Genomic DNA, 25,944 nt, shown 5'->3' with positions numbered 1-25,944 from the left:
GGGGGCATAAGGGGTCAAGGAGTCGCGCGGGGCGGGAGGTTCGCCCCTCGGCCGGCCGCCGGGGGCGGGCCCCGTTCCCGGCCTTGAATGGGTGCTTTGTCCCGTGGACCCGTTCCTGCCGCATTACTCATCCCCCCGACGCCCGATCGACGCGAACACGACAGCCGCTCGATGCGCCGGACCGGTGGACTGGCCGAGTACACCACCAGTAAGGGGAGGGACAGATGACGCACTCATCGCACCGGCAGGAGATGCGCGACGCCGCCAGGAGCATCGGCCGCCGCCGTTTCCTCACGGTCACCGGTGCCGCCGCCGCGCTCGCCTTCTCGGTCAACCTGCCGACCGCGGGCACCGCGAGCGCCGCCGAGCTGGACGCCCGGAGGATCACCGACGATCCGTTCACCCTCGGCGTCGCCTCCGGCGACCCGCTGCCCGACTCGGTCCTGCTGTGGACGAGACTCGCGCCGCGCCCGTACGAGGCCGACAGCGGACTGCCCCGGGCCCGGGTGCGGGTGCGCTGGGAACTCGCCCGCGACGAGCGCTTCTCCCGCATCGTCCGGCGCGGATCGGTCACCGCCCACCCGGAGTTCGACCACAGCGTCCACGTCGAGGTCAAGGGCCTCGACGCCGACCGCGTCCTCTACTACCGCTTCCGCGCCGGCACCTGGATCAGCCCCGTCGGCCGGACCCGCACCGCCCCCGCCCGCGGCGCCCGCAACAGCGAGCTGAGCCTGGCCGCCGTCTCCTGCCAGGCATACCACGACGGTTACTTCACCGCGTACAAGCACCTCGCCGAGGAGGACGTGGACGTCGTCCTCCATCTCGGCGACTACCTCTACGAGTACGCCGTCAACGCCACCGGCGGGGCCCGCAACTACACCGACCGCAGGCTCCCCGCCCACTTCAACCGGGAGACGGTCACGCTGGAGGACTACCGGCTGCGGTACGCCCTCTACAAGTCCGACCCCGACCTGCGCGCCGCCCACGCCGCGCACCCCTTCGTCGTCACCTGGGACGACCACGAGACCGAGAACAACTACGCGGGCGGCACCCCCGAGAACAACGTCCCGCCGGAGGAGTTCCTGCTGCGCCGGGCCGCCGCCTACCGCGCGTACTGGGAGAACCAGCCGCTGCGCACCCCGCAGCGGCCGACCGGCCCCGACATGAAGCTCTACCGGCGCCTCCAGTTCGGCCGGCTCGCCCAGTTCGACATCCTCGACACCCGCCAGTACCGCAGCGACCAGGCGTACGGCGACGGCTGGCAGAAGCCCGGACCGGAGTCCGAGGACCCGTCGCGCACCATGACCGGCGCCGCCCAGGAACGCTGGCTGCTCGACGGCTGGCACGCCTCGCGGGCCACCTGGAACGTCGTGCCCCAGCAGGTCGTCTTCGCCCAGCGGCACGACGTCCCCACCGACGCGTTCAAGGTGTCCATGGACGCGTGGGACGGCTACCCCGCCTCCCGGGCGCGGATCCTGCGGGGCGCCGAGGCGGCGGGCATCGACAACCTGATGGTGCTGACCGGCGACGTGCACGTCGGCTACGGCTTCGACCTGAAGAAGGACTTCGGCGACCCGTCCTCGCGCACCGTCGGCACGGAGATCGTCGCCACGTCCATCACCAGCGGCAAGGACGGCTCGGACAAGCCCGGCAGCTGGAACAACCAGATGCAGGCCAACCCGCACCTGAAGTTCTTCAACGGCCGACGCGGCTACGCCGTCGTCACACTGGACCAGAAGCAGGCGCGCGCCGACTACCGCACGGTGTCGGCCGTCACCACCCCCGGCGCGCCGCTCTCGACCGCCGCCTCCTTCGTCACGGAGGTGGGCAACCAGGGCCTCACGCCCGCGTGACCCAGAGCCGCCCGACAGGCTCTCAGCCGTCGGCCGGGTAGCGGACGCCGATGCGGTCACGCACCGCGTCGAGCGTCCGCATCACGGCGAGGGAACCGTCCAGCGGCACCAGCGGCGACTCCGTCTCGCCCGCCCGCAGCGCCCGCGCCACCTCGGCCTGCTCGAACTGCAGGCCGCGCAGCCCCTCACCGGAGCCGCCGGACCCACCGGCGGCTCCGTGGCCTTCGGCGGTGAACTCCTCGGGGTCGTGCCCCGGCCGGTGCAGCACGAACCGCTCCGGGTGGAAGAAGCCGGGCGGGAAGTCGATCCGCCCCTTCGTACCGGTGATCGAGGCGGTCCGCGGGGTGTCCGCCACGATCGAGCAGTTCAGCAGCGCCGTGGCGCCCGCCTCCGACCAGCCCAGCAGCATCGCGGTGTGCAGGTCGACGCCCTCGGGGGAGAGCAGCGCGTCCGCCTGCACCCGGTCCGGCTCGCCCAGCAGCAGTTGCGCGAACGAGACCGGGTAGACCCCGAGGTCCAGCAGCGCGCCACCGCCCAGCGCCGGGTCGCGCAGCCGGTGCCCGGCCCCGAAAGGACCCGTGATCCCGAAGTCGGCCTGCACGGTGCGGATGTCGCCGATGGCGCCGTCCCGCACCAGCTCCGTCATGCGCCGGACGACCGGATTGCAGTACGTCCACATGGCCTCCATCAGGAAGAGCCCCCGGTCCCGGGCGAGCTTCACCAGCTCCTCCGCCTCCCGGGCGTTGAGCGTGAACGCCTTCTCGCACAGCACGTGCTTGCCGGCCTCCAGGCAGAGCGCGGCCGCCTCCCGGTGCGCCGAGTGCGGCGTCGCCACGTACACCACGTCGACCTCGTCGTCGGCGGCGAGGGCGGCCCAGTCGCCGTACGCCCGGGGTATCCCGAACCGCTCGGCGAACGCCCGCGCGGAGGTCTCCGTACGGGACGCGACCGCCACCACCTCCGAACCCGGCAACGACCGGAGGTCCTCGGCGAATGTCGCGGCGATGCCGCCGGTGGCCAGCACGCCCCACCGCACGACCCTGTCCATGCCCGTCATGACTGCTCCCAAGGAAGGTCTCGACCAGTCCAGCTGAGCTGAGAGCATAGATGCGGATTCAACGACATGGAGATGACAATGCCGGAGAGCGGCGCAAGCCGGGCCCAGCAGGAACGTACACACATATCGACCACCGGGACCGGGACGGCGGAGCCGGGAACCGCCCCCGGCGCCGGAACCACGGACCGGAAGACCGACCGGACCGGCAGGGCGGACGGGACCGGCCGGGCGGACCGGGCCGACACGGCCGCCGCCGACACCGCCGAAACGCCCCCGGGCGGGCCGGCCGCCACCCGGGCGGCCCGCCGCACCGGCCTCCTGGTCACCCTCGTCCTCGGCGGCCTCACCGCACTGCCGCCGCTCTCCATGGACATGTACCTCCCGGCCCTGCCCGCGGTCACCGAGTCCCTGCGGGCCCCGGCCGCGACCGTCCAGCTGACCCTCACCGCCTGCCTCACCGGCATGGCGCTCGGACAGCTCGTCGTCGGACCGATGAGCGACCGGTGGGGCAGGCGCGGGCCGCTGCTCCTCGGCATGATCGTCTACGTCGTCGCCACCGCGATCTGCGTCTTCGCCCCCACGGTCGAACTCCTCATCGGCTTCCGCCTGCTCCAGGGCCTGGCCGGCGCGGCGGGCATCGTCATCGCCCGCGCCGTGGTGCGCGACATGTACGACGGCGTGGAGATGGCCAAGTTCTTCTCCACCCTGATGCTGATCTCCGGCGTCGCGCCGATCATCGCGCCGCTCATCGGCGGGCAGGTGCTGCGGTTCACCGACTGGCGGGGCGTCTTCGCCGTCCTCACCCTCGTCGGCGTGGTCCTCACCCTGGTCGTCTGGAAGTGGCTGCACGAGACCCTGCCGCCGCAGGACCGGCACACCGGCGGGATCGGGGACACCCTGCGCACCATGCGCGGACTGCTCGCCGACCGGGTCTTCACCGGCTACATGATCGCGGGCAGCCTGGCCTTCGCCGGCCTCTTCGCGTACGTGAGCGCCTCGCCGTTCGTCATGCAGGAGATCTACGGGGCCTCGCCGCAGACGTTCAGCCTGCTCTTCGGCATCAACTCGATCGGGCTGGTCGCCGTGGGCCAGATCAACGGCAAGCTGCTGGTCGGCCGGGTCAGCCTGGACAAGGTGCTGACCTTCGGGCTCTCGACCATCGTGCTGGCCGCCACCGCGCTGCTGCTGATGACGTCCGGGGTCTTCGGGGACGTGGGCCTGGTACCGGTCGCGACCGGGCTGTTCGTGCTGATGTCGGCGATGGGGCTCGCGGCGCCGAACACCAACGCGCAGGCCCTGATGCGCACGAAGCACGCCGCCGGGTCCGCCTCCGCGCTGCTCGGTACCTCGTCGTTCCTGATCGGTGCCGTGGCCTCCCCGCTCGTCGGGATCGCGGGCGAGGACACGGCCGTTCCGATGGCCCTGGTGCAGCTGGTGTGCGGGGTGGGCGCGCTGGCCTGCTTCCTCGGGATGTGCCGGCCCTGGCAGCGGACCTCGCCGACCTCCTGACGCGGGCCTCGCGACCGGTACCAGGCCCACGTCCCCGAAGACCCCGGACGTCATCAGCAGCAGCGCGGTGGCGGCCAGCACGATGGTCGAGAGCCCGAAGGCTCGGTGCGGGGCCGGGGCGGGTTCAGCCCCAGGTCTCGCCGCCGACCTGCTCCGGTCCGAACCAGCGGGAGGTGACGGAGGCGAGTGCCGGTACCGGGCCGCCCTCCAGTCCGAGGTGGCCCAGCGCGTGCTTGAAGGTGTGGACCACGCAGGTCCGCACCGGAAGGGTCGGCCCGCCGGGTTCCCCGCAGTCGTTGGTGGACAGCGGCCGGTCCTGCGGGCTCGCCAGGGCGAAGCAGACCAGAGTCGTGCGGTGGTCCTCGTACTGGAAGTAGTCGGTGATCGCCCGGTTGCCGAAGTCCATGTGGGCGAAGACGACGGCGATGTCCTCGTCGCCGTACGGGGCGGCCCGCAGCGCCGGCAGCAGGTCGAGCACCTTCTCGCCGGAGGCGAGCAGCCGGGCCTCCTCGTGCGAGGGGCCCCAGGGCGGGGGATCGTCGTCCGGGTCCGGTACCTCTCCCGGGTACTCCTCGGTCCGCAGCACCGTGCCCACGGGAGGCCGGTCCCAGCGGGCCTGCCCGCTGACGCTGCCCCAGTTGAGGCTCGCGTTGACACAGAGCCTGCCCGCGATGAGCGCCCACGGGGGCCGGACCACACGCTCGCGCGCCAGCTCGACCGCGAGCCGGCCGAACGCCTCCGGCCGCAGGAGGGTCGGTTCCGGGGGCGCGATGAAGGCGTCGGTCCATATTCCCATGCCCCCCTTGTAGCAACGGGGCACGGCCCGGCGCGACCGCGTTTCCGGGAGGCCGGAAGAGCCCCGGAAGGCCGGACGGGCCGGACGGGCCCGGGCGGTGCGCCCGGTCCGTCCGGCCCGTCATGGTCCGGTGGGCGGCCCTACGAGGCCGACCTCGGGTAGCCGATCAGGTGCGGGCGGTCCTTCTCGTCCGTCCAGCGGAACAGCCCGACCCCGTCCGCCGTCTCCGCGCCCGGCAGCCGCACGTTGGACGGCAGGGCGCCCGTCGAACCGCTGCGGACCGCGACCGCGACGGGGGTGCCGCCGCCGGCCAGGACGTCGGCCGCGTTGCGCGCGCTCGTCGCGCCGTACGCGACGCCCTCGTCGTTCACGGACGCCAGCGTCAGCGGCTTCGTGCCGTCCGCCCCCTCGAAGCAGAACCCGCGCTTCGTGGCCAGGTCGAAGGCGAGCGGCCCGGCCACCAGGTAGCTGCCCGACGGGGCGGCGATCAGCTGCGGGTACTGGCCCGGCTTTATCGCCGGCTTGCTGCACTGCACCGAGGCCAGCGTCTTGCCCGACTCCGCGTCGTGCACCGCCCACAGGTCGTGGGTGGCGGCGCGCTTGGCCTTCTTGTCGAGCTGCCACTTCGCCAGGATCAGACCGGGGATCACCGAGGTCGGGATCCCACTGACCCTGTCCGTCCCCTTGGGCGCGACGTTGCGGCTGAACCAGCCGCCCTGCACCCAGAACTCCCTGGACCCGCTGACCAGCACCCCCTTCTGCGTCAGCCCGCGCACCTCGGTGAGCTGCTTGCAGGTCTTGCAGCCCTTCGGGTACTTGAGCGTCGAGGGCTTCACGTCCGACACCCGGCCGGTCACCGGGTCGACCACCGTGCTGTTGGTCCGGCCGTCGCTGATGAGGATGCCGGGGCCGGTGGTGGAGACCGTCGGCACGGAGTTCCAGGGCACCTCGACGCGCCGCCGGGAGCCGTCCTCCACGTCGTAGACGTCCAGCGAGACGATCGTGTCGGCGGGGGTCAGCGCGTTCTCGCCGACCTTTCCGTACGCCCACGTCACGAAGTACTCGTGGTCGTCGACGGTGACCTGGAGGAGCCGCGGGAAGTGCTTCGGGGACGGGGGCCGCCAGCTCTCCCCGTGCCAGCCGGGCTGCCCGGTCTTCGAATCGATGGTCCGCAGCTGGTACTTGGTGTCCGACTCCCGCACCAGATAGGCGAGACGGCCTGTCGTCCGGGACAGCGCGTAGTCGGGGGATGTGCCGATGAGTTCCCAGCCGTTCTCCGGCGCGTACGCGGAGGGAACGGTGAGCTGGGTCACCTCGGCCGGGCCCTTCTTGGTCTGCTTCTTCGGCTCGTCGTCGTTCTTCCCGCCACTTCCGCATGTGGCCAACAGAAGAAGCATGACAAGCACGAGTACTCCGCCGACCAGAACCAGGCGCACGATCTTCTGTCTCATGGTTCCCCTCGATGGGTAATCCCGACCTCGCGGCGGTCAGCGTAGCAACTTGGGCAGGCATCGCGGCAGTTCGGATTCCGCGCAGTTCTACGCGGATAGCGCGGCGGCGCCGGGTGCGTCGTCTTTGCCTACAATTCGTCGGTGAACGCCACCCTCCCCAATGCGGAAACACTGCGTGCGGCACTGGCCGGACTGCTCGACGGCCTGCCGCCCAGGCAGGCGGCCCGGGCCGTCGAGCGGCTCATCGCCAACTACCGCGGCACCACCCCCACCGACGCGCCGGTGCTCCGCGACCGCTCCGACGTCGCCGCGTACGCCGCGTACCGGATGCCCGCGACCTTCGAGGCGGTACGGTCCGCCCTCGACGCCCTCCGGGAGGCGGCCCCCGACTGGGCACCCGCCACCCACACCGACGTGGGCGGCGGCACCGGAGCGGCCGGCTGGGCCGTGGCAGGGGCCTGGGAAGGGACCCGGACGACGGTGCTGGACTGGTCCGAGCCCGCGCTCGCCCTCGGCCGCGAGCTGGCGGAGCTCTCCGGCGTACCCGCCCTGCGCGCCGTCGAGTGGCGCCGGGCCCGGATCGGCGAGGGCCCCGGCCTCGCCGCCACGGACCTGGTCACCGTCTCCTACGTGCTCAAGGAACTCACGGCGGACACCCGCGCCGCCCTCGTGGACGCCGCCGCCGCGGCCGCGCGGGCGGTCGTGGTCGTCGAACCGGGCACCCCCGACGGCTACGCCCGCGTCATCGAGGCCCGCGACCGGCTGATCGCCGCCGGCCTGACGATCGCCGCGCCCTGCCCGCACAGCGCCGCCTGTCCCATCGAACCGGGCACGGACTGGTGCCACTTCTCGGCCCGGGTCAGCCGCTCCTCGCTGCACCGGCAGGTCAAGGGCGGCTCGTTGCCGTACGAGGACGAGAAGTTCAGCTACGTAGTGGCGACCCGCTTCGAGGCGCGGCCCGTCCGGGAACGGGTCGTCCGCAAGCCGCAGATCCGCAAGGGGCAGGTGCTGCTGGACCTGTGCACCCGCGACGAGGCCCTGCGGCGCTCCACGGTCACCAAGCGGCACGGCGAGCTGTACCGGGCAGCCCGGGACGTCGCGTGGGGCGACGCCTGGCCGCCGCCCGGCGAGCAGGACTGAGAGCCTGCCGGGCGGCCGCCCGGCAGGCCCCGGCGGGCCGCCCGTCGACGGGCGGCCCGCCCGCTCACGCCCGCAGCTCCTGCGTGCAGCACTTCACGCTGCCGCCGCCCTTCAGCAGCTCGCCCAGATCCATCGGAACCGGCTCGAAGCCCCGCGCCCGCAACGGGTCGAAGAGCCCCGTCGCGCCCTGCGGCAGCAGCACGTGGAGCCCGTCGCTCACCGCGTTCAGGCCGAACGCCGCGGCGTCCGCCTCCCGGGCGATCAACGCGTCGGGGAAGAGCCGGGCGAGCACCGCGCGGCTGCCCGGCGAGAACGCCTCCGGGTAGTACATGACCTCGTCGCCCGCGTCGTCGAGCACGGACAGGGCCGTGTCCAGGTGGTAGTAGCGCGGGTCGACCAGGTCGAGCCCGATCACCGGGCGCCCGAAGAACTCCTGCGCCTCGCCGTGCGAGAGCGGGCTGGACCGGAAGCCCCGCCCGGCCAGGACGTACGACGAGGTGACCGCGAAGTCGCCCTCGCCCTCGTTGACGTGGTCCGGCTCGTGGACCTCGGTGAAGCCGTTGGCCCGGAACCACTCGCGGTGGGCCCCCGCCTCCTCGTACCGCTCCCGGTACGCGAACCGGGCGCCCAGCACCCGGCCGTCGACGACGGTGGCGCCGTTGGCGGCGAACACCATGTCGGGCAGGTCGGGGCGGGGCGTGAGCAGCTCCACGGTGTGCCCGAGGGCGCGGTACCGGTCGCGCAGGTCCTCCCACTGGGTCTGGGCCAGGGGGAGGTCCACGGGCTTGCTGGGGTCCATCCAGGGGTTGATGGAGTACGTCACCCTGAAGTGCGTGGGGGCACACATCAGGTAGCGGCGGGGTGTGGCTTCACGAGGCATGCATGCTCCTCACGAAAGGCAGGGGTCGCCTGCCGGGGACAGCGCACGGGTGTGTGCGTGGGTGAGCCCATGGTCCGCTCTCCGGGGCCCGGCGCACAGTGATCCGATCGGGTGGTTCCGCGCGACGGGGGACGAGCCGCGGGAGAACGGGCCGAGGGGGCGGGCCCGGGGGAGACGATACGTATCGCCTCGTGGCGTTGCTAGATTGGCCGGCATGACAGAGAACCGGACGCCCGACTCCAGCCGCCGCAGCGAGCGCTCGCGCCGCGCGATCCACGACGCGGCGCTCGGCCTGGTCGGCGAGGTGGGCTACCCGAAGACCACCATCGAGGCCATCGCCGCCCGGGCCGGCGTCGGCAAGCAGACGATCTACCGCTGGTGGCCGTCCAAGGCGGCCGTCCTCCTGGACGCCTTCATCGCCCTCGGCGAACGGACCGCCGGACGGGCCGAGGGGGAGCCCGCCCCCGCGCTTCCCGACACCGGTGACCTCGCCGCCGACCTGGGAACCGTCCTGCGGGCCACCGTCGACGAACTGAACGACCCCGCTTTCGAGGCGCCCACCAGGGCGCTGGCCGCCGAGGGGATCGTCGACCCGCGGCTCGGCGCCGAATTCGTCGAGAAGCTGCTCGCCCCCTCGTTCGAGCTGTACGCCGCACGGCTGCGGGCCGCCCAGGAGGCCGGACAGGTGCGCGCCGACGCCGACCCGCGGGTCGCCCTGGAACTCCTCGTCGGTCCGGTCACCCACCGCTGGCTGCTGCGCACCGCCCCGCTCACCCACGACTACGCGGACGCGATCGTCGACCACGTCCTGCGGGGGCTGCTGAATCCTTGAGAGCCCGATCGAAGGCCACCCGACAGGCTCTGAGGCCGCCCCGAGACGCACTCGTCATTTCATGACAAGAGGGTGCATTGTGTCCGGGTCGTGGTGTCGTCGTCCGTACCCCGCTTCGGAAGTCCGGCCACCCGAGGCGCAGGATGGTGGGACCATGGGTGGGGGCAACATTCAGGTAAGGGGATAGATGGGCGCCGATTTCGGCCGTAATCGCGGCTCAGAGAGCAAGTTTTCCCAATGGCTTCGCCGCCGACCCAAACCGCACCAGAGCGAGGTCGACGACACCGCCCGGGAGGCGCTGCTCCTGGCTGTCGCCGAAGCCGGAATGCCGATCGCGCCGGCCGCTCACCCGGTCGGGTACCGATGTTCGTGCGAACGCATCGGCTGTCCCACGCCCGCCCGCCATCCCGTCTCCTTCGCCTGGCAGACCCAGTCCACCACCGACCGGGCGCAGATCGAGCGCTGGGCCCGCAGCCAGCCGCAGGCCAACTTCATCACCGCGACGGGCATGATCCACGACGTCCTCGACGTGCCGCTGGCCGCCGGCGAGCAGGCGCTGGAGCGACTCCTCGCCGCGGGCATCGACGTCGGCCCCGTCGCCCGGTCCGGCGACGACCGGATGCTCTTCTTCACCGCCACCCGGGGCACGCCCGAGGACGAGGACGAATGGTGGCCGTGCGAGCTGGACTGCCACCCCGAGACCATGGACGAACACCCCGGCATGCGGTGGCACTGCCGGGGCAGCTACGTGCTCCTGCCGCCGGCCAGGCTGCCGGGCGAGCTGGACGTGCGATGGGTGCGCGGACCGGAGAACCCGCTGCCCGACCCGCTGACGCTGCTGGAGACGCTCACCGACGCGTGCGCGCAGTACGCCGACGCCGCGGACCAGAGCGAACTCGACCACGACGCGGTGGCCTGGCCGTTGAGCCGTTGAGGAGCCGAGGCGCTGGACCACCGGCCGGGCGGCTCGGGACGGTCCGGTGCCGGGCGGGCCGCCCCGTACGGCTCGCAGCCGCCGGGTCACGGCCGTCCCGGCACCGTCACGAGCCCTTCGCCGCCGTCAGGCCGGGCAGCCGGTTCAGCACGACCACCTTGCCGTCGTTCTCCGTCGCGCCCTTCTTCGGGACGTACACCAGCTGGCTGGAGATCCGCTCCTTGGTGAGGGTGGACTTCACCTCACCGGTCAGCAGCGCCGACACGTCGTCGTTGACCGGCGGGCGCAGCCCCTTCGCCGCGGTCTGCCGCTCGAAGTGCTTGCTGCTGAAGAAGACCAGCGCCCCGCCGTCCTTCGTCCGCAGACCCAGCGGGCCGAACGTGTCGCGGTTCAGCGGCTGGTCGATGTACTGGTACGAGAAGCCCGCCCGCCGGGTGTTCCGGCGGGTCTCCCGCCAGCCCGAGGTGGTGGCGCCGGGGGCGAAGACGTCCGGGGTGCCCTGCTGCAGGTAGTCCGTGTACTGCTTGCCCAGGCCCTCCGGGGCCACCGCCAGTCCGGCGGCGTCCGCGGCCACCGGCGTGGCCCGGCCCTCGTCGTCCTTCGCGAACTCGGGCATCCGGGAGGGGGCGACGACCGCCAGGTAGGCGGCCTTCCACCCGGCGTCGGGCCCGGCCTTGGTGAAGACGAGCAGCCAGCGGGTGTCCAGCTTCCCGCTGTCCCGGTCGCGGTTGGAGTCGGTGTCCGCGAGGAACCACCGGGGCCAGCCCGCCTTCTTCGGGATGACGTACGTGGCGTCGGTCAGCTCCAGCGGCGTGTGCTCCGGGTTGCCGTCCGGGCTGTTCTTCTGCCGCGCCTTCAGCCCGGCCTGGTTGATCGCACCGAGCGGGCCGGTGACCCGGTCCGCGTCCAGGGCCGGGTCGTACGCCTTGTCCGCCGCGTTGTACGCGGCGGTGAAGTCCTTCAGTGCCTGCGCGGCCTCAGACCTGGTTGCCGTCGGCACCACTTCCAGCTCGCCGTGCACCGTCACGCACCCGCTCGCCGTCAAGGACAGCACCGTCGCCGTCGCGAGCCCCGTCGCCAGCCGAATCGGCCTCAGGCTTCTCATCCGTTGCTTTCCGCGCCTTCTGATCCGTCGCCCCTCCGGAGGGGGCCCCTGACCGTCCGAACCCTACCGGGGCGAGGAACAGCGCGAGCGTGGGTATCAGATACAGCGCCCACACCGTGACCTGGAGGACGGTCGGGTCGGGCTGGAAGTTGAACGTGCCCTTCAGCAGCGTGCCGTACCAACTGTCCGGCGGGATCGTGGAGCTGATGTCGAACGCCCGGTTGTGCAGACCGCCGACGAACTCGGCTTCCTGCAGGTCGTGGACGCCGTACGCGAGCACACCCGCGGCCACGACCACCAGCATGCCGCCGGTCCAGGTGAAGAACTTCGACAGGTTGATCCGCAGCGCGCCCCGGTAGAACAGCCAGCCCAGCACGACGGCGGTCGCGATCCCGAGGAACGCGCCGATCATCGGGTGCCAGCCGTCGTCCGCCGCGTGCACCGCGCGCCACACGAACAGCGAGGTCTCCAGGCCCTCCCGGCCCACCGCGAGCAGCGCCGTGGCGACCAGCGCGCCGGTGCCCATGGCGAGCGCCGCGTCGAGCTTGCCGTGCAGCTCCGACTTCAGGTGCCGCGCGGTGCGCCGCATCCAGAAGACCATCCAGGTGACCAGGCCGACGGAGAGGATCGACAGCGAACCGCCGAGCGCCTCCTGGGCCTTGAACGTCATCTCCTGCGAACCGAATTCGAGCCCGGCGCCGAACGCCAGGCTGATGACGACGGCGATCCCGACCCCGGTCCAGATCGGCACCAGCTTGTTCCGGTTGCCGGTCTTCACCAGGTAGGCGATGAGGATGCAGACGACGAGGCTGGCTTCCAGTCCCTCGCGCAGGCCGATCAGGAAGTTGCTGAACACGTCCTGGTTCTCCTTTCCGTTTCGACCCGTTACGAGAACAGCGCCCGGCCCCACCAGTCGTCCTTGTCGCGGACGCCCGGCGGGACGGCGAAGTGCGCCGAACCCACGTGCTGGATGTACTCGTTGAGCGCGTCGTGCGCCGCGAGGCGCCGCTGGAGCGGGACGAAGGCCTTGCGGGTGTCGCGCTGGTAGGCGATGAAGAACAGCCCGGCGTCGAGCCGGCCGAGGCCGTCCGTGCCGTCGGTGAACGAATAGCCGCGGCGCAGGATCGTCGCACCGTCGTTGCTGTCCGGGTGGGCGAGGCGCACGTGCGCGGTCGGCAGCATCGCCTTCAGGAACGGCTCTTCGTGCTCCTTGGACTTGCCGACCGCGGCTCCCTCGCCCTTGTCGCGGCCGAAGACGTCCTCCTGCTCCTGGAGCGAGGTACGGTCCCAGGTCTCGATGTGCATCCGGATGCGCCGGGCCACCAGGTACGACCCCCCGGCCATCCAGCCCGCCCCGTCCTTCCCGCCCACCCACACGTGCTTGTCCAGGGCGGCGGTGTCGGTGCCGGAGATGTTCCGGGTGCCGTCCTTGAAGCCGAACATGTTGCGCGGGGTCTGGGCGTCCGGAGTCGTCGAGGACGTCTTGCCGAAGCCCAGCTGGGACCAGCGGATCGCGACGCGGCCCATGCCGATCCTGGCGAGGTTGCGGATGGCGTGCACCGCGACCTGCGGGTCGTCCGCACACGCCTGGACGCAGAGGTCGCCGCCGCTGCGTGCCGTGTCGAGGTTGTCGCCGGGGAACTTCGGCAGGTCGACGAGCGCCTCGGGCCGCCTGTCCTCCAGGCCGAACCGGCCCTTGGCGAAGAGCGAGGGGCCGAAGCCGATGGTGAGGGTGAGCCGGGACGGCTTGAGCCCCAGCGCCTCGCCCGTGTCGTCCGGCGGGGCCTCGGCAAGGCCGCCGTACGCCCCGTCGCCGACCGCGTGACCGGCCGTCATCCGCTCCGCCGCCCGCGTCCACTCCTTGAGCAGCGCGATCAGTTCGGCGCGGTCCTTCGTCGTCACGTCGAACGCGGCGAAGTGCAGCCGGTCCTGCACGGCGGTGGCGATACCGGCCTGGTGCGCGCCGTGGAACGGCACCGCCGCGCCGCTGTCCGCGGCCGGTACCGCCGTGTCGCCGGACCGCACCGCGGCGACCGTGCCGCCGGCCGCGACCGCGCCGAGCGCGAGCCCGGCACCGCCCCAGCCCAGCAGTGCCCGGCGGGACGGGGCGGGTCCGGAGGTCCGCTTCGGGGTTTCGTCGGCCGGTGCCTGTTCGGACATGACCAGAGCCCTCCCGCTCGTTACTTCGTGACCGCGGCGGCGAGCCGGGACAGCGGCTCGGCCAGCGCGTTGACCGCGTCCGACAGCTCCTTGCGGTCCGCCTTGCCGACCTTGTCGTACGAGGTGAAGTCGTAGGAGCCCTTGTCCGCGCGGTACTTGTCCAGCAGCGTGTTCAGCTCGGCGAACCGCTTGTCCAGGTCGGTGGTCAGGGCCGCGTCGTTCTTGGCGGCGATCGGCTTCAGCAGCTCGTAGGACTTCTGGGCGCCCTCGACGTTGCCCTTGAAGTCGACCAGGTCGGTGTGGCTGTAGCGCTCCTCCTCACCGGTGACCTTGCCGGTGGCGACCTCGTCGAGGAGCTCCTTGGCGCCGTTGGCCATCGAGGTCGGGGTGATCTCCGCGGTGCCGACCCGCTTCTGCCAGTCGAGCAGGTCCTTGTACAGGAGCGGGGCGAGGGCCTTCTCCTCGGCGCCCAGCTTCTTGTCCTGCCACAGCGCCTTCTCCAGGCGGTGCCAGCCGGTCCACTTCTGGCCGTCCTCCAGGCCGTCCTCGCGGATGTCGACCTTGGGGTCGATGTCGCCGAAGGACTCGGCGACCGGCTCGGTGCGCTCCCAGCCGAGCCGGGAGTCGGCGTAGAGCTTCTTGGCGGTCTCGATGTCACCGGCGGCGACGGCGTCCGTGAACTTCTTGGCCTTCGGCAGCGTCTCGTCGGCCTGGGCCTGGACGTAGGTGCGGTACTCCGCGACCGCCTTGTCCATCTCGGGGCTGCGCTTGACCGCGGTGCCGCCGGTGACCTTGAGCTTCTGCCGGATGCCGTGGCCCTTCATGCCGGGCTTGCAGGCGATCTCGTACGAACCGGCCTTGATCTCGGCGGTGATGTTGGCCTTGGTGCCGGGGCCGATGTTCTCGCGCTCGGCGACGATGCGGTCGTCCGGGAAGAGGATGTAGACCTCGGTGACCTTGGAACCCTTGTTCTCCACGGCCAGTTCGATGTGACCGGCCGGCAGCTCCTTCTTCGACACCTCGCAGGCGTCGTCCTTCGCGACGACCTGCACGGCGCCGTCTCCCTTGCCGTCGCTCTTCTCCGCGCATCCCGTGACGGCGGTCAGGGCGGCCGCGGCCGCGGCGGCGGTGACGACGGAGAAACGAACGGCTCGCATGCGGGCTCCACAAGGCTGAGGGAGGGGGAGAAGAACGGACAAAGGCAAGTGAGGCGGACCTAACTTAACCGAGGCTTACTTGACCGGTACCCACCCGTGCAGTGATTCAGCTCTCATCCCCGGGGCCCGGGAACGGGGTGATCACGAGTGCCCCATGAGGGGCCCACGGAATGGTCAAGCGATGGTCAAGCGCTCCTGGATTCGGTCCGGTCGGTCCGGGTCGGACGGGGGCGGGTCGGTACGACGAGGGGCACCCCGGTCCGCGGGTGCGGGAACACCTCGACCGGCTGCCGGTAGACCTCGCCCAGCAGCCCGTCCGTGAACACCTCGCCGGGCGGGCCCGCCACCGCGATCCGCCCGCGGTGCAGCACGGCCGCCCGGTCCGCGTACGCCGCGGCCAGCCCCAGGTCGTGCAGCACCACCACGACCGCGTCCCCCGCCGCGGCCCGCTCCCGGCAGATCCGCAGCACCAGTTCCTGGTGGCGCAGGTCGAGCGCGGCGGTCGGCTCGTCGAGCAGCAGCAGCGGGGCGCGCTGCGCCAGCACCCGGGCCAGGGCGACCCGGGCCCGTTCGCCGCCGGACAGCGCGGAGAAGGGGCGCGGGGCGAAGTCGGCGACCTCGGTCGCGGCCATCGCCCCGGCGACGGCCGCGTCGTCCTCGTCCGCCCGCGCGGTGCCCGCCCACGGCGCCCGCCCCATCCGGACGACGTCCTCGACCGGGAACGGGAACGACAGCGCGGCGGACTGCGGCAGCACGGCCCGGCGCAGCGCCAGGTCGGCGGCCGGCCAGTCGGCGACCGGGCGCCCGTCGATCCGGACCTCGCCGCTCCCGGCGGGCAGGTCGGCGGCCAGCGCGGCCAACAGGGTCGACTTCCCGGCCCCGTTGGGCCCGACGAGCGCCAGCACCTCGCCCGCGTGCGCGGTCAGGTCGATGGAGTCGAGCACCGGCCGCTGCCCCAGCCGCACCCGCAGCCCGCGCGCCTCGGCGACGGGGGAGCCCGGGGGGACGGGAGCGGGCGGCAGGCGCCGTGCGCGTGCCCGGAACGGATTTCTCGGGGCCCTCATGCCCAACCACCTTGCTTGCGACGGGTCCTGCGCAGCAGCCAGAAGAAGAACGGGCTGCCGAAGAACGCGGTGAGCACACCGAGCGGCAGTTCGGCGGGGGCCGCGACGGTACGGGCCGCGAGATCGCCCACCACCAGTACCAGGGCCCCGCCGAGCGCACTGCCGGGCACGAGGAAGCGGTGCCCGGGGCCGTTCGCCATCCGCAGCAGATGCGGCACCAGCAGCCCCACGAACGAGATGATCCCGGCGACCGCCACCGCCGCGGCGGTCAGCAGCGCCACGACGAGCACCAGCACGATCCGCAGCCGTTCGACGTCGACCCCCAGATGCCTGGCGGGCCGCTCGCCGAGCGCGAGGAGGTCCAGCTTCCGGGCATGAAACGGCGCGACGAGCAGTCCGAGTGCCGCGCAGGGCAGTACGGCGAGCACCTTCGGCCAGGTCGCCTGGGCCAGCGAACCCAGCTGCCAGAAGGTGATCTGGGAGATCTGCGCGTTGTCGGCGAAGAAGACGAACAGCCCGATCAGCGCGCCCGCGAAGGCGTTGACCGCGATGCCGGTGAGGATCAGCGTCACCACCTCCGTCCGCCCGCCCGACCGGGACAGCGCGTACACCAGCAGCACGGTCGCGAGCCCGGCGACGAACGCGCAGACGGTGATGGTCCAGTTGCCGAGGAAGGTCAGCCCGAGCGCGATCGAGCCGACCGCGCCGACGGCGGCCCCGGAGGAGATCCCGATCACCCCGGGCTCGGCGAGCGGATTGCCGAACACGCCCTGCATCAGGGCGCCCGCGCAGCCCAGCGAGGCCCCGACCAGCAGGGCGAGGACGACCCTCGGCAGCCGTACGTTCCACAGCACGCTCTCGCCGACCCGGTCCAGCGCGGCGCCGCCGAGGCCGATCCGGTGCTGGACGGAGGAGAGGACGTCGCCGAGCGGGATGTGGTACGCGCCGAGACCGGCGGAGAGCAGGCAGGCCACCGCGAGCGCGGCCAGCAGGACGGCGGTCAGGACGAGGGTGCGGGGGCGCCGGGCCCCTGGTGCCGACGACCGTTCCGGCAGCCGTTCCGGCAGCCGTTCCGACGGCTGTTTTGACGGTGCGGCGGCGTCGGAACGGGTGTGCTCCGACGGTGCGGCGGCGTCGGTCCGGGGGTGTTCCGGGGAGGTGGCGGTCATCCGTCCGCCCCGTCCTCCGGGTGGAGCTGCGCGATCAGGTCGCTCAGCACCCGGTCGGTGCGCGGGCCGTAGTTCAGCAGCACCCCGTCGTCGATGGAGACGATCCGCCGGTCCATCCCGGCCGGGGTCTCGGCGACGCCCGGGATCTTCACCAGCCCGTCGACGCCGCCCACCGATTCGAGCCCCTTGCGCATCACCAGGATGGCGTCGGGCGCGGCCTTCGCGAGTGCCTCGCTGGTGATGGCGGTGAAGTCCTTCCTCAGTCCGGACGCCTTGCCGGCGTCGACGGCCCCCGCCGCTTCGATGAGCGAACTCGCCCCGGAATCCCGGCCGCCCAGCAGATAGACGGAGGCGGAACCGCGCAGGTAGAGGAAGGCGACCCGGGGCTTTCCCCGGCCCTTCGCGGGGGCGGGCGCGGACGTGCGGACCGCCTCGATCCGGGACCGGGTGCGGTTCTTCAGCTCGGTACCGGCGTCCGGCACGCCCAGGGCGGCCGCCACGGCGTCGATCCGGCGGTCGACGTCGGAGAGCTCCTCGGCCGGGGCGACGACGACCAGCGGGATGCCGGCGTCCCGGATCTGCTCGACGGCCTCCGCCGGTCCGGTCGTGGTCTCGGCCAGGACGACGGTCGGCCGCAGCGACAGCACGCTCTCCGCCGAGACGTCGTGCGCGCGGGTCACCACCGGGAGCTCCGCGGCCTGTTCGAAGGTGGCGGTGATGTCGCGGGCCACCACCCGATCGCCGAGGCCGAGCGTGAAGACGATCTCGCTCAGGCCGCCGGTCAGCGGGACGATCCGGTCCGCGGAGCCGATGGTGACCCGGGTGCCGTCGGCGGACTTCACGGTGGCGGGCAGCCGCGGTCCGGGCGTGGTGGCCAGCGGTTCGACCCGGTCGACGGCCTGCTCCGGACGGGCGGCGCCGGTTCCGGTACGGGCGTCCGTACCGGTGCCGCTGCCGCAGCCGGTCAGGGCGAGGGACAGGGCGAGTGCGGCGGCCAGTGCCCCCAGCGGGCCCCGGGCCCGGCCGGGCCGGTGCCCCGGCCGCCGGTCGCCGCCCTGGCCCGGTGGGGCGAAGTCCTGCGAGAAGCGCACTGGGGCACCGTCCTGTCGTTCTGCCGTGGGGCGTTGGTCATGGTTTGCGAGTGATGTGGTGAAAGGGGGTACCACCACGGGATGCATGTAGCTTAGGTTAGCCTTACCTCACTTTCCAGACCTCGGAGGGGCTCCATGCTGCCGTCCAGACCTGCCCGCGCACTCGTCGTCGCGCTCCTCGCGACGGTGTCGGCGGCCCTGCTCCCGGCCGTCGAGGCGCAGGCGGCGGCCCGCCCGGTGCAGGGCGGCAGACTGGACTGGGGCATCAAGTCCTCCTTCCAGAGCTATGTCACCGGCCCCGTGGCGAACGGGAGTTGGAGCCTGACCGGCGGCGCCGCCACGGCCGGCGGCAGCCGGTTCCGCTTCCACTCCGCCACCGGTTCCTACGACCCGGCGACCGGAGCCTTCGGCTCGTCCTTCTCCGGCGGGGTCCACTTCGTCGGCCACCGGAAGGCCGACGGCAGCCATGAACTGGACCTCACCATCAGCCGCCCCACCGTCCGCATCACGGGCGGCAGCGGCACCGTGTACGCCGACATGGTCAGCAAGGACCGGGGGAGCGGCCGGGTGACCTCGACCGCCCAGGTGCCGCTCGCCACGCTCGGCCTGTCCGGGATCGACATGAAGGGCGGTTCCACCCCCATCGCCCTCCGCGACGTCCCCGCGACACTGACCGCGCAGGGAGCCAGGGCGTTCGCCGGCTACTACACGGCGGGCACCCCGCTCGACCCGGTCAGCCTCTCCGTGGACACCACCGCCCCGGCGGGGAGGCCGGCCGCCTCCAAGTCCCCGGAGAAGAAGGAGAAGTCGGATCCGAAGAAGGACGGCACCGGCGGGGCGGCGGGGCGCTTCGAGGACGCCGCCGTCGACTGGGGCGTCCGCCGCACCTTCCGCGAGTACGTCACCGGCTCCGTCGGCAAGGGGAGATGGGCCCTCGCCGACGGTGCCCGGGACGGCGGGGCGCTCTTCCGCTTCCCGCGCGGCAAGGGCACGTACGACCCCCGGGGGCGGTCCCTGGACGCCGACTTCGCCGGCAGCGTCCGCTTCACCGCCGCCGACGGGCTCGATCTGGAACTGTCCGCCGTCGCGGTCCGGGTCGAGAAGGGGCGGGGCACGCTGCTGGCCGACGTGCGCGGCGACGGCGACCGGCGAAAGGCCGTCCCGCTGGTCACCTTCACCGCGAAGGACTTCGCGCCGGGGAACGGCCTCGCGGTCCTCACCGAGGCCCCCGCGACCCTCACCGCCGAGGGCGCCGAGGCGTTCGGCGGGCTCTACCGGAAGGGCACCGCGATGGACCCGGTCTCGCTGGCCGTGGCCGTCGAGGCCGGGGCCGAACTCCCCGCCCTGCCCGACCTGGGCAGCGCCCCCGACCCGTCCGCCGAGCCGTCCGCGCCGCCGGTGGAGAAGGCCGCCGCCCCGGCCCCGGCCGCCGAATCCGGTCCCGGCACCGTCCTGTACCCGGTCATCGGCGGCGCGGCCGTCCTCGCCGCCGCCGCGGGCTCCCTGTACCTCGCCCGCCGCCGCGGCGCCCGGCGGAACGCCGACTAGGACCCGCCCCTTCTCGACCGACGACGCGCTGCTTCTCCAGGTCGTCCGCGGCCAGCCCGTCCAGCAGCTCGCGGTAGTCCCGCTTGAACGAGGCGGGGTTGGGGATCTGCTCGAAGACGTAGAACCGCACGCCGTCGCCCTTGCGCGCGAAGCCCCAGGCGCGCTCCGCCCGGTCGCGGATGATCTGGCCGCCCGAGAGGTCGCCGAGGTAGCGGGTGTAGTGGTGCGCGACGTATCCCGCGGGCCAGGAACGGGCGCACTCGGCGACCCGGGCGGCGTACGCGGCGGTGGCGGGCAGCGGCTCCAGGCCCGCGTGCCAGTCGGCGCCCCGCAGATGGGCCAGGTCCCGCTCCAGCTCGGCGGTGCGCATCAGCTCGGGCCGTATGAACGGTCCGGCCACCGGGTCGGCGCCCAGCTCCCGCGCGCCTTCCTCCAGCGCCCGGTACACGAACCACAGCTGCTCGGTGTAGCGCGTGTAGGCGTCCACCCCGAGCCGTCCGCCCAGCAGGTCACTCATGAAGGACGAGGTCTCCGCCTCGGTGTGCTGCTCGTGCGAGGCGGTGCGGATGAGCGTCGAGAAGGGTGTGGCGGCGGTTGCGTCCAAGGCGGGCCTCCGGGGCCGAGGGGGACGGGCAGTCCGGGAAGGGAGAGGGGAACACCGACGGCGGCCCCCGTGCGGAGGCTGCCGTCGACATCCCCGATCCTGCTACTTAGGCTTACCTAAGTCAACAGCTTCCCGACGTCCTGTCGGGAAAGTTTCCGACAGGCTGTCGGTAAAAACGATACGCCTGATTCCGTGCCCGGGGGAGGGGCGGGTCCCGGGGCGGACACGCGGAAGCGGCCGCCCCCCGGGGAGGACGGCCGCTTCGGCGGGACTTCTACGGCACGGTCACGGGAGCGTCAGGATCTCGGCGCCCGTGTCCGTCACCACCAGCGTGTGCTCGAACTGGGCGGTGCGCCTGCGGTCCTTCGTCACGACGGTCCAGCCGTCGTCCCACATGTCGTAGTCGTGGGTGCCCAGCGTCAGCATCGGCTCGATGGTGAACGTCATCCCCGGCTTCATCACCGTGGTCGCGTGCGGGCTGTCGTAGTGCGGGATGATCAGGCCGGAGTGGAACGAGGAATTGATCCCGTGCCCGGTGAAGTCCCGCACCACCCCGTAGCCGAAGCGCTTGGCGTACGACTCGATGACCCGCCCGATCACATTGACCTGCCGCCCCGGCCGGACCGCCTTGATGGCCCGGTTCAGGGCCTCCCGGGTGCGCTCCACGAGCAGCCGGGACTCCTCGTCCACGTCGCCGCAGAGGTACGTGGCGTTGTTGTCGCCGTGCACGCCGTTGATGTACGCCGTCACGTCGAGGTTCACGATGTCGCCGTCGCGCAGCACCGTGGAGTCCGGGATGCCGTGGCAGATCACCTCGTTCAGCGAGGAGCAGAGCGACTTGGGGAAGCCCCGGTAGCCGAGCGTCGACGGGTAGGCCCCGTGGTCGCACATGAACTCGTGGGCGACCCGGTCGAGTTCGTCCGTCGTGACGCCCGGTGCGATGTGCTTCGCGGCCTCCTCCATCGCCTGCGCGGCGATCCGGCCCGCGACGCGCATGCGCTCGACGGTGTCGGCGTCCTGGACCTCCGGGCCGGTGTACGGCGTCGGGGCCGGCTTGCCCACGTACTCGGGGCGCCGGATGTTTCCGGGAACGGTGCGGATGGGAGTGATCTCCCCGGGTACGAGCAGCGACTGGCCAGACATGCCAGCGAGTCTAACCAGCGTGCTTGGGGCAGCATGGCCCCGAGGGAAGGAGCCGTGATGGCCCTGTTCAAGAAGCGCACCGTGGGCAAGCCCGGCGAGTGGTTCTACTGCCTGCAGCACCAGAAGGTCGAGGAGGGCCCCGAGTGCCCGGCCAAGGACCGTTTCGGGCCGTACGCCACCCGTCAGGAGGCGCAGCACGCGATGGACACCGCGCGGGAACGGAATCTGGAGTGGGAGAACGACCCCAAGTGGCACGACCGGGACACCCCCACGGACCCGGAGGCGTGAGGGTCCCCGGCCCGGAGCCGCTCGGGAAGCCCGGGACCGGGCCCTTCGGGGCCGGTCCCGGGCTTCCCGCCGCTCAGGCGCCGGAGGCACCGGCCTCCGCGCCGCCCGCGGCCGGTTCCGTCCGCCCGGCCTGTTCCGCCTCGCGCTGCGCCCGCCTGCGCACCGCGTCCTCGTCGGTCTCGGAGTCGTACGTGAGCAGCTTGGGCAGGGTCGCGGCGAGCAGCGCGACCGAGGCCACACAGGCCACGCCCCCGCTCCAGATCGCCGCCCTGGTCCCCGTCCAGCCCGCCATCGCACCGGCCCGCACCTGACCCAGCTGCGGTCCGACGCTGTACGAGAGCACCTCGATGCCCGCCAGCCGGCCCCGCAGCTCCTCCGGGATGGTCTGGTTCCAGATCGTGGAGCGGCCGAGCCCGCTGAGCATGTCGCCCGCGCCCGCCACCGCCAGGCAGACCAGCACCAGCCACACGTTGCCGAACCACCCGGCCCCCGCGATCGCCAGCCCCCAGACCGCGGCCCCGAACACCACGAACAGCCCGTGCCGCCGCACCCGCGACGTCCAGCCGCTGGTCAGCCCCAGCACCAGCGACCCGACCGAGTCCGCGGCGTACATCAGGCCCAGCGACCAGTCGGCGCCCAGGTCGTCCGCCAGGAACGGGAAGATCGCGTTCGGGAAGGCGAAGAACATCGCGGCCATGTCCACCGCGTACGTCCCCAGCAGCACCGGCCGGCTCCAGGCGTACTTCGCGCCCTCCACGATCCCGCGCAGCGACGGCTTCGCGTTGTCCCGGACGGGCGGTGCGGGCGCCAGGCGCAGGCACAGGAGCACGGAGACGGCGAAGGTGGCCACCGTGACCGTGTACGCCGTGGCGTGCCCGGCGTAGGCGACCACCAGCCCCGCCACCGCCGGGCCGGTGATCGCGCCGAACTGCCAGCGCAGCGAGTTCAGCGCGGCGGCCGCGGTCAGCTGCTCGTGCGGCACGATACGGGCCATCAGGGAGTCCAGCGCCGGCCGCTGGAGCCCGGAGAGCGCGGAGACCCCGGCCGCGACCACGTACAGCGGCCAGAGCAGTGGGCTCGGCAGCGCCGCGTTGACCAGGAGCACCAGGGCGAGCACCCCCAGCCCCGCCTCCGTCGCCAGGATCACCTTGCGGCGGTCCACGGCGTCCGCGAGCGCCCCGCCGTACAGGCCGAAGACGATCAGGGGCACCAGCTCCACCGCCCCCATCGCGCCGACGGCCAGCGGGGAACCCGTCAGCTCCTTGATCTGGAGCGGCAGCGCGATCAGCGCCATGAAGCTGCCGAAGTACGTCACCAGGCCCTGGATCCACAGCAGCCGGAAGTCGGCGTGGGAGCGCAGGGGCGTGAGGTCGGGCAGCAGGGCCAGGAGCCGGGCGACCGGGGACGCGGCGGCCGGGGGCGGTGCAGAGGTCACGAGGGGCCATGCTCCGACGCGGCGGTCGCACGGTGCAACAACTTTTCGCGGCGGCGGCGGAGGAGGCGGTGGCTGCCGCGGTGGCGGGCGGCCCACCGGGGGCACCCGGCCCGCGGGCCCGGCCCGCGGCTCACCAGCGGGGCGGGGGAGGCGCCGTCAGCTGGTCGACGAGACGGGACAGCCGGTCCCGGAAGCCGCGACGGCCGCGCGGCGCGGGCGCGCCGTTCTCCCCGGCGGCCGCGCTCACCAGATGCTGCACGGTGTCCAGGTCGATGTCGTCGGCAGCGGTCACCGCGAGCGTCTCGTGGGCCAGCCCCCGCACCTCCGGGTCGCCGCCGTCCAGCGAGAGCACCGTGGCCCCGGCGCGCCGCGRGTCGTGCACCCGCTCCAGCAACCCCTCCCCGGGCCGCTCCGGGGCCACCAGGAGCAGCGTCTCGCCCCGCCCGGCCGCCTCGATCCGGCCCAGGCCCACCGCCAGGTGAGCCGGGCCGCCCGGCTCCACCCGGTGGCGCACCAGGGTGGGCACCAGCTCCGGCAGCCCGGACCAGGCGGACTCGTCGACCAGATGGGCCGCCAGGTGCCACGGCTCGTACTCCGCCGTCCCCACCAGCAGCAGCCCGCCGCCGTGCGGGACGACGGACGACCTCAGCGCCCCGGCGAACCTCCGGGTCGCGGCGGGCCACTCGGTCCCGGCGAGCACTTCGCGCAACAGGGCGACACGTACGGCATCCATGGCCCGGCATCATGCCCCGGCACCCGTGCCCCGCACCGGAGAACGGCACCGGACCAGCCGAACGGGGCACCGGGACGACGGCGGGTCACCGGTTGCCGGTCCGGCTAATGTCGGAGCCATGACTACGAATGACAACGGTGGCGCGGCCAAGCCCCCCGCCAAGGACCCCTGGGACCTCCCCGACGTCTCCGGGCTGACCGTCGGCGTGCTCGGCGGAACCGGACCGCAGGGCCGCGGACTGGCCTACCGGTTCGCCCGCGCCGGACAGAAGGTGATCATCGGATCCCGGGCCGCCGACCGGGCCCGGACCGCCGCCGGGGAACTGGGCCACGGCGTGGAGGGCGCGGACAACGCGGAGTGCGCCCGCCGCAGCGACGTCGTGATCGTCGCCGTGCCGTGGGACGGCCACGCCAAGACCCTGGAGTCGCTGCGCGACGAACTCGCGGGCAAGATCGTCGTCGACTGCGTCAACCCGCTCGGCTTCGACAAGAAGGGTGCCTACGCCCTGAAGCCCGAGGAGGGCAGCGCCGCCGAGCAGGCCGCGGCCCTGCTGCCGGAGTCCCGGGTCACCGCCGCCTTCCACCACCTCTCGGCGGTGCTGCTCCAGGACGAGGCCATCGAGGAGATCGACACCGACGTGCTGGTGCTGGGCGAGGTCCGCGCCGACGTCGAGACCGTCCAGGCGCTGGCGGGCCGCATCCCCGGCATGCGCGGCATCTACGCCGGCCGGCTGCGCAACGCCCACCAGGTCGAGTCGCTGGTCGCCAACCTGATCTCGGTCAACCGCCGCTACAAGGCGCACGCCGGACTCCGCGTCACCGACATCTGAGCCGCGACCGCCCCGCTCCGGCCCGGCCCGGCGACGGGCGGAACGGGGCATGGGGGACACTGGACGGGACCCGTGCACCACTCCGGACAGGAGCCGCTCCCCATGCCCCGACTCGCTCTCTACTCCGCCGTCGTCTGCCTCCTGGCCGTCGTCGCGGCGGTGATCTCGTTCGTCCGGGGCAGCCTCCTGCTCGGGATCGTCTGGGTGCTGCTGGTCGGGCTCTCGTCCAACATGGCGTGGTTCTACCTGCGCCGGCAGCGCGTACGGGCCGAGCAGGCCGCACAGTCCGCCGGCTGAGCACCGGCCCCGCTCAGGGGGCCGTCGCGCAGACCGGGTACTCCTCGTTCCAGTTCTCCCAGAACTGGTACGCGGCACGACCGCACTCCGCGCCGAGCCGGTCCACGCCCAGCGCCTCCAGCAGGCCGTGGACCGCGCCGAAGAAGACCTCGTTGACCTCCGGGATCCACAGCAGGCCGAACACCGCGAGCAGCCCGAACTGCGCGAACGGCTCCACCCGGCGGCGGATCCGGTACGGCAGCCAGGGCTCGACCACCCCGTACCCGTCCAGCCCCGGGACCGGCAGGAGGTTCAGGATCGCCGCGGTGACCTGGAGCAGGGCCAGGAACGCCAGCGCGTATCGGAACTCCCTCGGGACGCCGTCCAGCGCGTGCAGCCAGAACGGCGCCGTGCACACGAGCGCGAACAGCACGTTCGTCAGCGGGCCCGCCGCCGAGACCAGGCTGTGCCTCCAGCGGCCGCGGATCCGGCCCCGCTCGATGAAGACCGCCCCGCCGGGCAGCCCGAAACCGCCCATGATCACGAACAGCACCGGCAGCACGATGCTCAGCAGCGCATGGGTGTAGCGGAGCGGATCGAGCGTGAGGTAGCCCTTCGCGGCGACGGAGGTGTCCCCGCTGTGCAGCGCGGTGCGGGCGTGCGCGTACTCGTGCAGGCAGAGCGAGACCACCCACGCCGCCGTGACGAAGACGAAGACCGCGAGCCCGTAGGGGTACCCGGTGTCCGTCCACACCGCCCAGCCCGCGACCGCCGCCACGGCGGCGATGCCGAGGAAGACCGGGCTGATCCGACGGTCCCTGCGGGCTGCTGCGGTGCTCATCGGCGGACTCCTGACGGACGCGCGGGGGAGACGGGGAACGGGAGGGGAG

General features: G+C 72.7%; 25 protein-coding genes. 9 read left to right on the top strand and 16 right to left on the bottom strand.

The window, feature by feature from the left end; all coding sequences use genetic code 11:
- Nucleotides 1-224: 224 nt before the first annotated feature.
- Entirely contained in the window at nt 225-1,853 is a 1,629-nt protein-coding gene (locus EAO76_RS08050) for an alkaline phosphatase (protein ID WP_148834745.1), read from the top strand.
- A 22-nt stretch (nt 1,854-1,875) separates the two neighbouring features.
- On the opposite strand, the gene EAO76_RS08045 is transcribed toward EAO76_RS08050, so the two are convergent.
- A complete protein-coding gene (locus EAO76_RS08045) occupies nt 1,876-2,901 on the bottom strand; it encodes a Gfo/Idh/MocA family protein (protein ID WP_187438543.1) in 1,026 nt (341 codons plus the stop codon).
- 87 nt (nt 2,902-2,988) lie between these two features.
- Between EAO76_RS08045 and EAO76_RS08040 the strand changes: the two genes are divergently transcribed.
- Nucleotides 2,989-4,419, top strand: coding sequence for a Bcr/CflA family multidrug efflux MFS transporter (locus EAO76_RS08040; protein ID WP_148835630.1), 1,431 nt, complete (start codon nt 2,989-2,991; stop codon nt 4,417-4,419).
- A 124-nt stretch (nt 4,420-4,543) separates the two neighbouring features.
- Here EAO76_RS08040 and EAO76_RS08035 read toward each other — a convergent pair whose 3' ends face one another.
- Together EAO76_RS08035 and EAO76_RS08030 are read right to left on the bottom strand one after the other, a co-directional pair.
- Complete coding sequence (locus EAO76_RS08035) at nt 4,544-5,215, bottom strand: hypothetical protein (protein WP_148834743.1); 672 nt, start codon at nt 5,213-5,215, stop codon at nt 4,544-4,546.
- Between the two features lie 140 nt (nt 5,216-5,355).
- On the bottom strand, nt 5,356-6,666 hold the full coding sequence (locus EAO76_RS08030) for a hypothetical protein (protein WP_148834741.1): 1,311 nt from the start codon (nt 6,664-6,666) through the stop codon (nt 5,356-5,358).
- A gap of 141 nt (nt 6,667-6,807) precedes the next feature.
- Here EAO76_RS08030 and EAO76_RS08025 point away from each other — a divergent pair, with 141 nt between their 5' ends.
- Nucleotides 6,808-7,806: a small ribosomal subunit Rsm22 family protein gene (locus EAO76_RS08025; protein ID WP_148834739.1), complete on the top strand. Its 999-nt coding sequence runs from the start codon at nt 6,808-6,810 to the stop codon at nt 7,804-7,806.
- A gap of 64 nt (nt 7,807-7,870) precedes the next feature.
- Here EAO76_RS08025 and ddaH read toward each other — a convergent pair whose 3' ends face one another.
- A complete protein-coding gene (ddaH, locus tag EAO76_RS08020) occupies nt 7,871-8,686 on the bottom strand; it encodes a dimethylargininase (RefSeq protein ID WP_187438498.1) in 816 nt (271 codons plus the stop codon).
- A gap of 214 nt (nt 8,687-8,900) precedes the next feature.
- Between ddaH and EAO76_RS08015 the strand changes: the two genes are divergently transcribed.
- Nucleotides 8,901-9,518 (top strand): TetR/AcrR family transcriptional regulator, encoded by a 618-nt coding sequence (locus EAO76_RS08015; RefSeq protein WP_148834737.1) that lies wholly within the window; start codon nt 8,901-8,903, stop codon nt 9,516-9,518.
- 187 nt (nt 9,519-9,705) lie between these two features.
- A complete protein-coding gene (locus EAO76_RS08010) occupies nt 9,706-10,452 on the top strand; it encodes a bifunctional DNA primase/polymerase (RefSeq protein WP_148834735.1) in 747 nt (248 codons plus the stop codon).
- 106 nt (nt 10,453-10,558) lie between these two features.
- On the opposite strand, the gene EAO76_RS08005 is transcribed toward EAO76_RS08010, so the two are convergent.
- The 7 genes from EAO76_RS08005 to EAO76_RS07975 form a co-directional block, all read right to left on the bottom strand.
- On the bottom strand, nt 10,559-11,497 hold the full coding sequence (locus tag EAO76_RS08005) for a hypothetical protein (RefSeq protein WP_262375307.1): 939 nt from the start codon (nt 11,495-11,497) through the stop codon (nt 10,559-10,561).
- Nucleotides 11,430-12,413: an iron uptake transporter permease EfeU gene (efeU, locus tag EAO76_RS08000; RefSeq protein ID WP_148834733.1), complete on the bottom strand. Its 984-nt coding sequence runs from the start codon at nt 12,411-12,413 to the stop codon at nt 11,430-11,432. Before efeU ends, EAO76_RS08005 begins: the two co-directional genes overlap by 68 nt.
- 29 nt (nt 12,414-12,442) lie before the next feature.
- The gene (gene efeB, locus EAO76_RS07995; RefSeq protein ID WP_148834731.1) at nt 12,443-13,717 is read right to left on the bottom strand and encodes an iron uptake transporter deferrochelatase/peroxidase subunit; all 1,275 of its coding nucleotides are present in this window, start codon (nt 13,715-13,717) and stop codon (nt 12,443-12,445) included.
- Between the two features lie 20 nt (nt 13,718-13,737).
- Nucleotides 13,738-14,874, bottom strand: coding sequence for an iron uptake system protein EfeO (gene efeO / locus EAO76_RS07990; RefSeq protein ID WP_148834729.1), 1,137 nt, complete (start codon nt 14,872-14,874; stop codon nt 13,738-13,740).
- 185 nt (nt 14,875-15,059) lie between these two features.
- Complete coding sequence (locus EAO76_RS07985) at nt 15,060-15,938, bottom strand: heme ABC transporter ATP-binding protein (RefSeq protein ID WP_148834727.1); 879 nt, start codon at nt 15,936-15,938, stop codon at nt 15,060-15,062.
- Entirely contained in the window at nt 15,935-17,107 is a 1,173-nt protein-coding gene (locus EAO76_RS07980; RefSeq protein WP_262375306.1) for an iron ABC transporter permease, read from the bottom strand. The genes EAO76_RS07985 and EAO76_RS07980 overlap by 4 nt, the downstream gene beginning before the upstream one ends.
- A complete protein-coding gene (locus EAO76_RS07975) occupies nt 17,104-18,198 on the bottom strand; it encodes a hemin ABC transporter substrate-binding protein (RefSeq protein ID WP_148834725.1) in 1,095 nt (364 codons plus the stop codon). The genes EAO76_RS07980 and EAO76_RS07975 overlap by 4 nt, the downstream gene beginning before the upstream one ends.
- Before the next feature lie 135 nt (nt 18,199-18,333).
- On the opposite strand from EAO76_RS07975, the gene EAO76_RS07970 reads away from it, so the two are divergent.
- Complete coding sequence (locus tag EAO76_RS07970; RefSeq protein WP_148834723.1) at nt 18,334-19,746, top strand: HtaA domain-containing protein; 1,413 nt, start codon at nt 18,334-18,336, stop codon at nt 19,744-19,746.
- Here EAO76_RS07970 and EAO76_RS07965 read toward each other — a convergent pair.
- Nucleotides 19,661-20,350, bottom strand: coding sequence for a heme oxygenase (biliverdin-producing) (locus EAO76_RS07965; protein ID WP_148834721.1), 690 nt, complete (start codon nt 20,348-20,350; stop codon nt 19,661-19,663). The genes EAO76_RS07970 and EAO76_RS07965 overlap by 86 nt on opposite strands.
- Nucleotides 20,351-20,635: 285 nt before the next feature.
- Nucleotides 20,636-21,493 (bottom strand): type I methionyl aminopeptidase, encoded by an 858-nt coding sequence (gene map / locus EAO76_RS07960; RefSeq protein ID WP_148834719.1) that lies wholly within the window; start codon nt 21,491-21,493, stop codon nt 20,636-20,638.
- 57 nt (nt 21,494-21,550) lie between these two features.
- Between map and EAO76_RS07955 the strand changes: the two genes are divergently transcribed.
- Nucleotides 21,551-21,781 (top strand): hypothetical protein, encoded by a 231-nt coding sequence (locus tag EAO76_RS07955; protein ID WP_148834717.1) that lies wholly within the window; start codon nt 21,551-21,553, stop codon nt 21,779-21,781.
- Between the two features lie 73 nt (nt 21,782-21,854).
- Here EAO76_RS07955 and EAO76_RS07950 read toward each other — a convergent pair whose 3' ends face one another.
- Both EAO76_RS07950 and EAO76_RS07945 read right to left on the bottom strand, forming a co-directional pair.
- A complete protein-coding gene (locus EAO76_RS07950; protein WP_148834715.1) occupies nt 21,855-23,216 on the bottom strand; it encodes an MFS transporter in 1,362 nt (453 codons plus the stop codon).
- 130 nt (nt 23,217-23,346) lie between these two features.
- On the bottom strand, nt 23,347-23,949 hold the full coding sequence (locus EAO76_RS07945; RefSeq protein WP_148834713.1) for a hypothetical protein: 603 nt from the start codon (nt 23,947-23,949) through the stop codon (nt 23,347-23,349).
- 118 nt (nt 23,950-24,067) lie between these two features.
- Between EAO76_RS07945 and npdG the strand changes: the two genes are divergently transcribed.
- Together npdG and EAO76_RS07935 are read left to right on the top strand one after the other, a co-directional pair.
- Entirely contained in the window at nt 24,068-24,778 is a 711-nt protein-coding gene (npdG, locus tag EAO76_RS07940) for an NADPH-dependent F420 reductase (protein WP_148834710.1), read from the top strand.
- Between the two features lie 102 nt (nt 24,779-24,880).
- Nucleotides 24,881-25,075 carry a hypothetical protein gene (locus EAO76_RS07935; protein ID WP_148834708.1) on the top strand — a complete coding sequence of 65 codons (195 nt, stop codon included), beginning with the start codon at nt 24,881-24,883 and terminating at the stop codon, nt 25,073-25,075.
- 13 nt (nt 25,076-25,088) lie between these two features.
- Here the strand turns inward: EAO76_RS07935 and EAO76_RS07930 are convergent, their stop codons facing one another.
- Nucleotides 25,089-25,895 carry a site-2 protease family protein gene (locus EAO76_RS07930; protein ID WP_148834706.1) on the bottom strand — a complete coding sequence of 269 codons (807 nt, stop codon included), beginning with the start codon at nt 25,893-25,895 and terminating at the stop codon, nt 25,089-25,091.
- Between the last annotated feature and the right edge of the window lie 49 nt (nt 25,896-25,944).

Source organism: Streptomyces sp. sk2.1, assembly GCF_008120935.1.
Taxonomy (GTDB): domain Bacteria; phylum Actinomycetota; class Actinomycetes; order Streptomycetales; family Streptomycetaceae; genus Streptomyces.
The sequence above is the reverse complement of the archived record's forward strand: the minus strand, read 5'-3'. Positions and strand labels throughout refer to the sequence as shown.

Coding starts and splice junctions, on each gene's coding strand:
- EAO76_RS07935 (WP_148834708.1), top strand. CDS start 24,881: ATGCCCCGACTCGCTCTCTACTCCGCCGTCGTCTGCCTCCTGGCCGTC.
- npdG (WP_148834710.1), top strand. CDS start 24,068: ATGACTACGAATGACAACGGTGGCGCGGCCAAGCCCCCCGCCAAGGAC.
- EAO76_RS08050 (WP_148834745.1), top strand. CDS start 225: ATGACGCACTCATCGCACCGGCAGGAGATGCGCGACGCCGCCAGGAGC.
- EAO76_RS08030 (WP_148834741.1), bottom strand. CDS start 6,666: ATGAGACAGAAGATCGTGCGCCTGGTTCTGGTCGGCGGAGTACTCGTG.
- efeO (WP_148834729.1), bottom strand. CDS start 14,874: ATGCGAGCCGTTCGTTTCTCCGTCGTCACCGCCGCCGCGGCCGCGGCC.
- efeB (WP_148834731.1), bottom strand. CDS start 13,717: ATGTCCGAACAGGCACCGGCCGACGAAACCCCGAAGCGGACCTCCGGA.
- EAO76_RS08015 (WP_148834737.1), top strand. CDS start 8,901: ATGACAGAGAACCGGACGCCCGACTCCAGCCGCCGCAGCGAGCGCTCG.
- EAO76_RS08045 (WP_187438543.1), bottom strand. CDS start 2,901: ATGGACAGGGTCGTGCGGTGGGGCGTGCTGGCCACCGGCGGCATCGCC.
- EAO76_RS07955 (WP_148834717.1), top strand. CDS start 21,551: ATGGCCCTGTTCAAGAAGCGCACCGTGGGCAAGCCCGGCGAGTGGTTC.
- ddaH (WP_187438498.1), bottom strand. CDS start 8,686: ATGCCTCGTGAAGCCACACCCCGCCGCTACCTGATGTGTGCCCCCACG.
- EAO76_RS07980 (WP_262375306.1), bottom strand. CDS start 17,107: ATGACCGCCACCTCCCCGGAACACCCCCGGACCGACGCCGCCGCACCG.
- EAO76_RS08035 (WP_148834743.1), bottom strand. CDS start 5,215: ATGGGAATATGGACCGACGCCTTCATCGCGCCCCCGGAACCGACCCTC.
- EAO76_RS07985 (WP_148834727.1), bottom strand. CDS start 15,938: ATGAGGGCCCCGAGAAATCCGTTCCGGGCACGCGCACGGCGCCTGCCG.
- EAO76_RS08010 (WP_148834735.1), top strand. CDS start 9,706: ATGGGCGCCGATTTCGGCCGTAATCGCGGCTCAGAGAGCAAGTTTTCC.
- EAO76_RS07930 (WP_148834706.1), bottom strand. CDS start 25,895: ATGAGCACCGCAGCAGCCCGCAGGGACCGTCGGATCAGCCCGGTCTTC.
- EAO76_RS08040 (WP_148835630.1), top strand. CDS start 2,989: ATGCCGGAGAGCGGCGCAAGCCGGGCCCAGCAGGAACGTACACACATA.
- map (WP_148834719.1), bottom strand. CDS start 21,493: ATGTCTGGCCAGTCGCTGCTCGTACCCGGGGAGATCACTCCCATCCGC.
- EAO76_RS07970 (WP_148834723.1), top strand. CDS start 18,334: ATGCTGCCGTCCAGACCTGCCCGCGCACTCGTCGTCGCGCTCCTCGCG.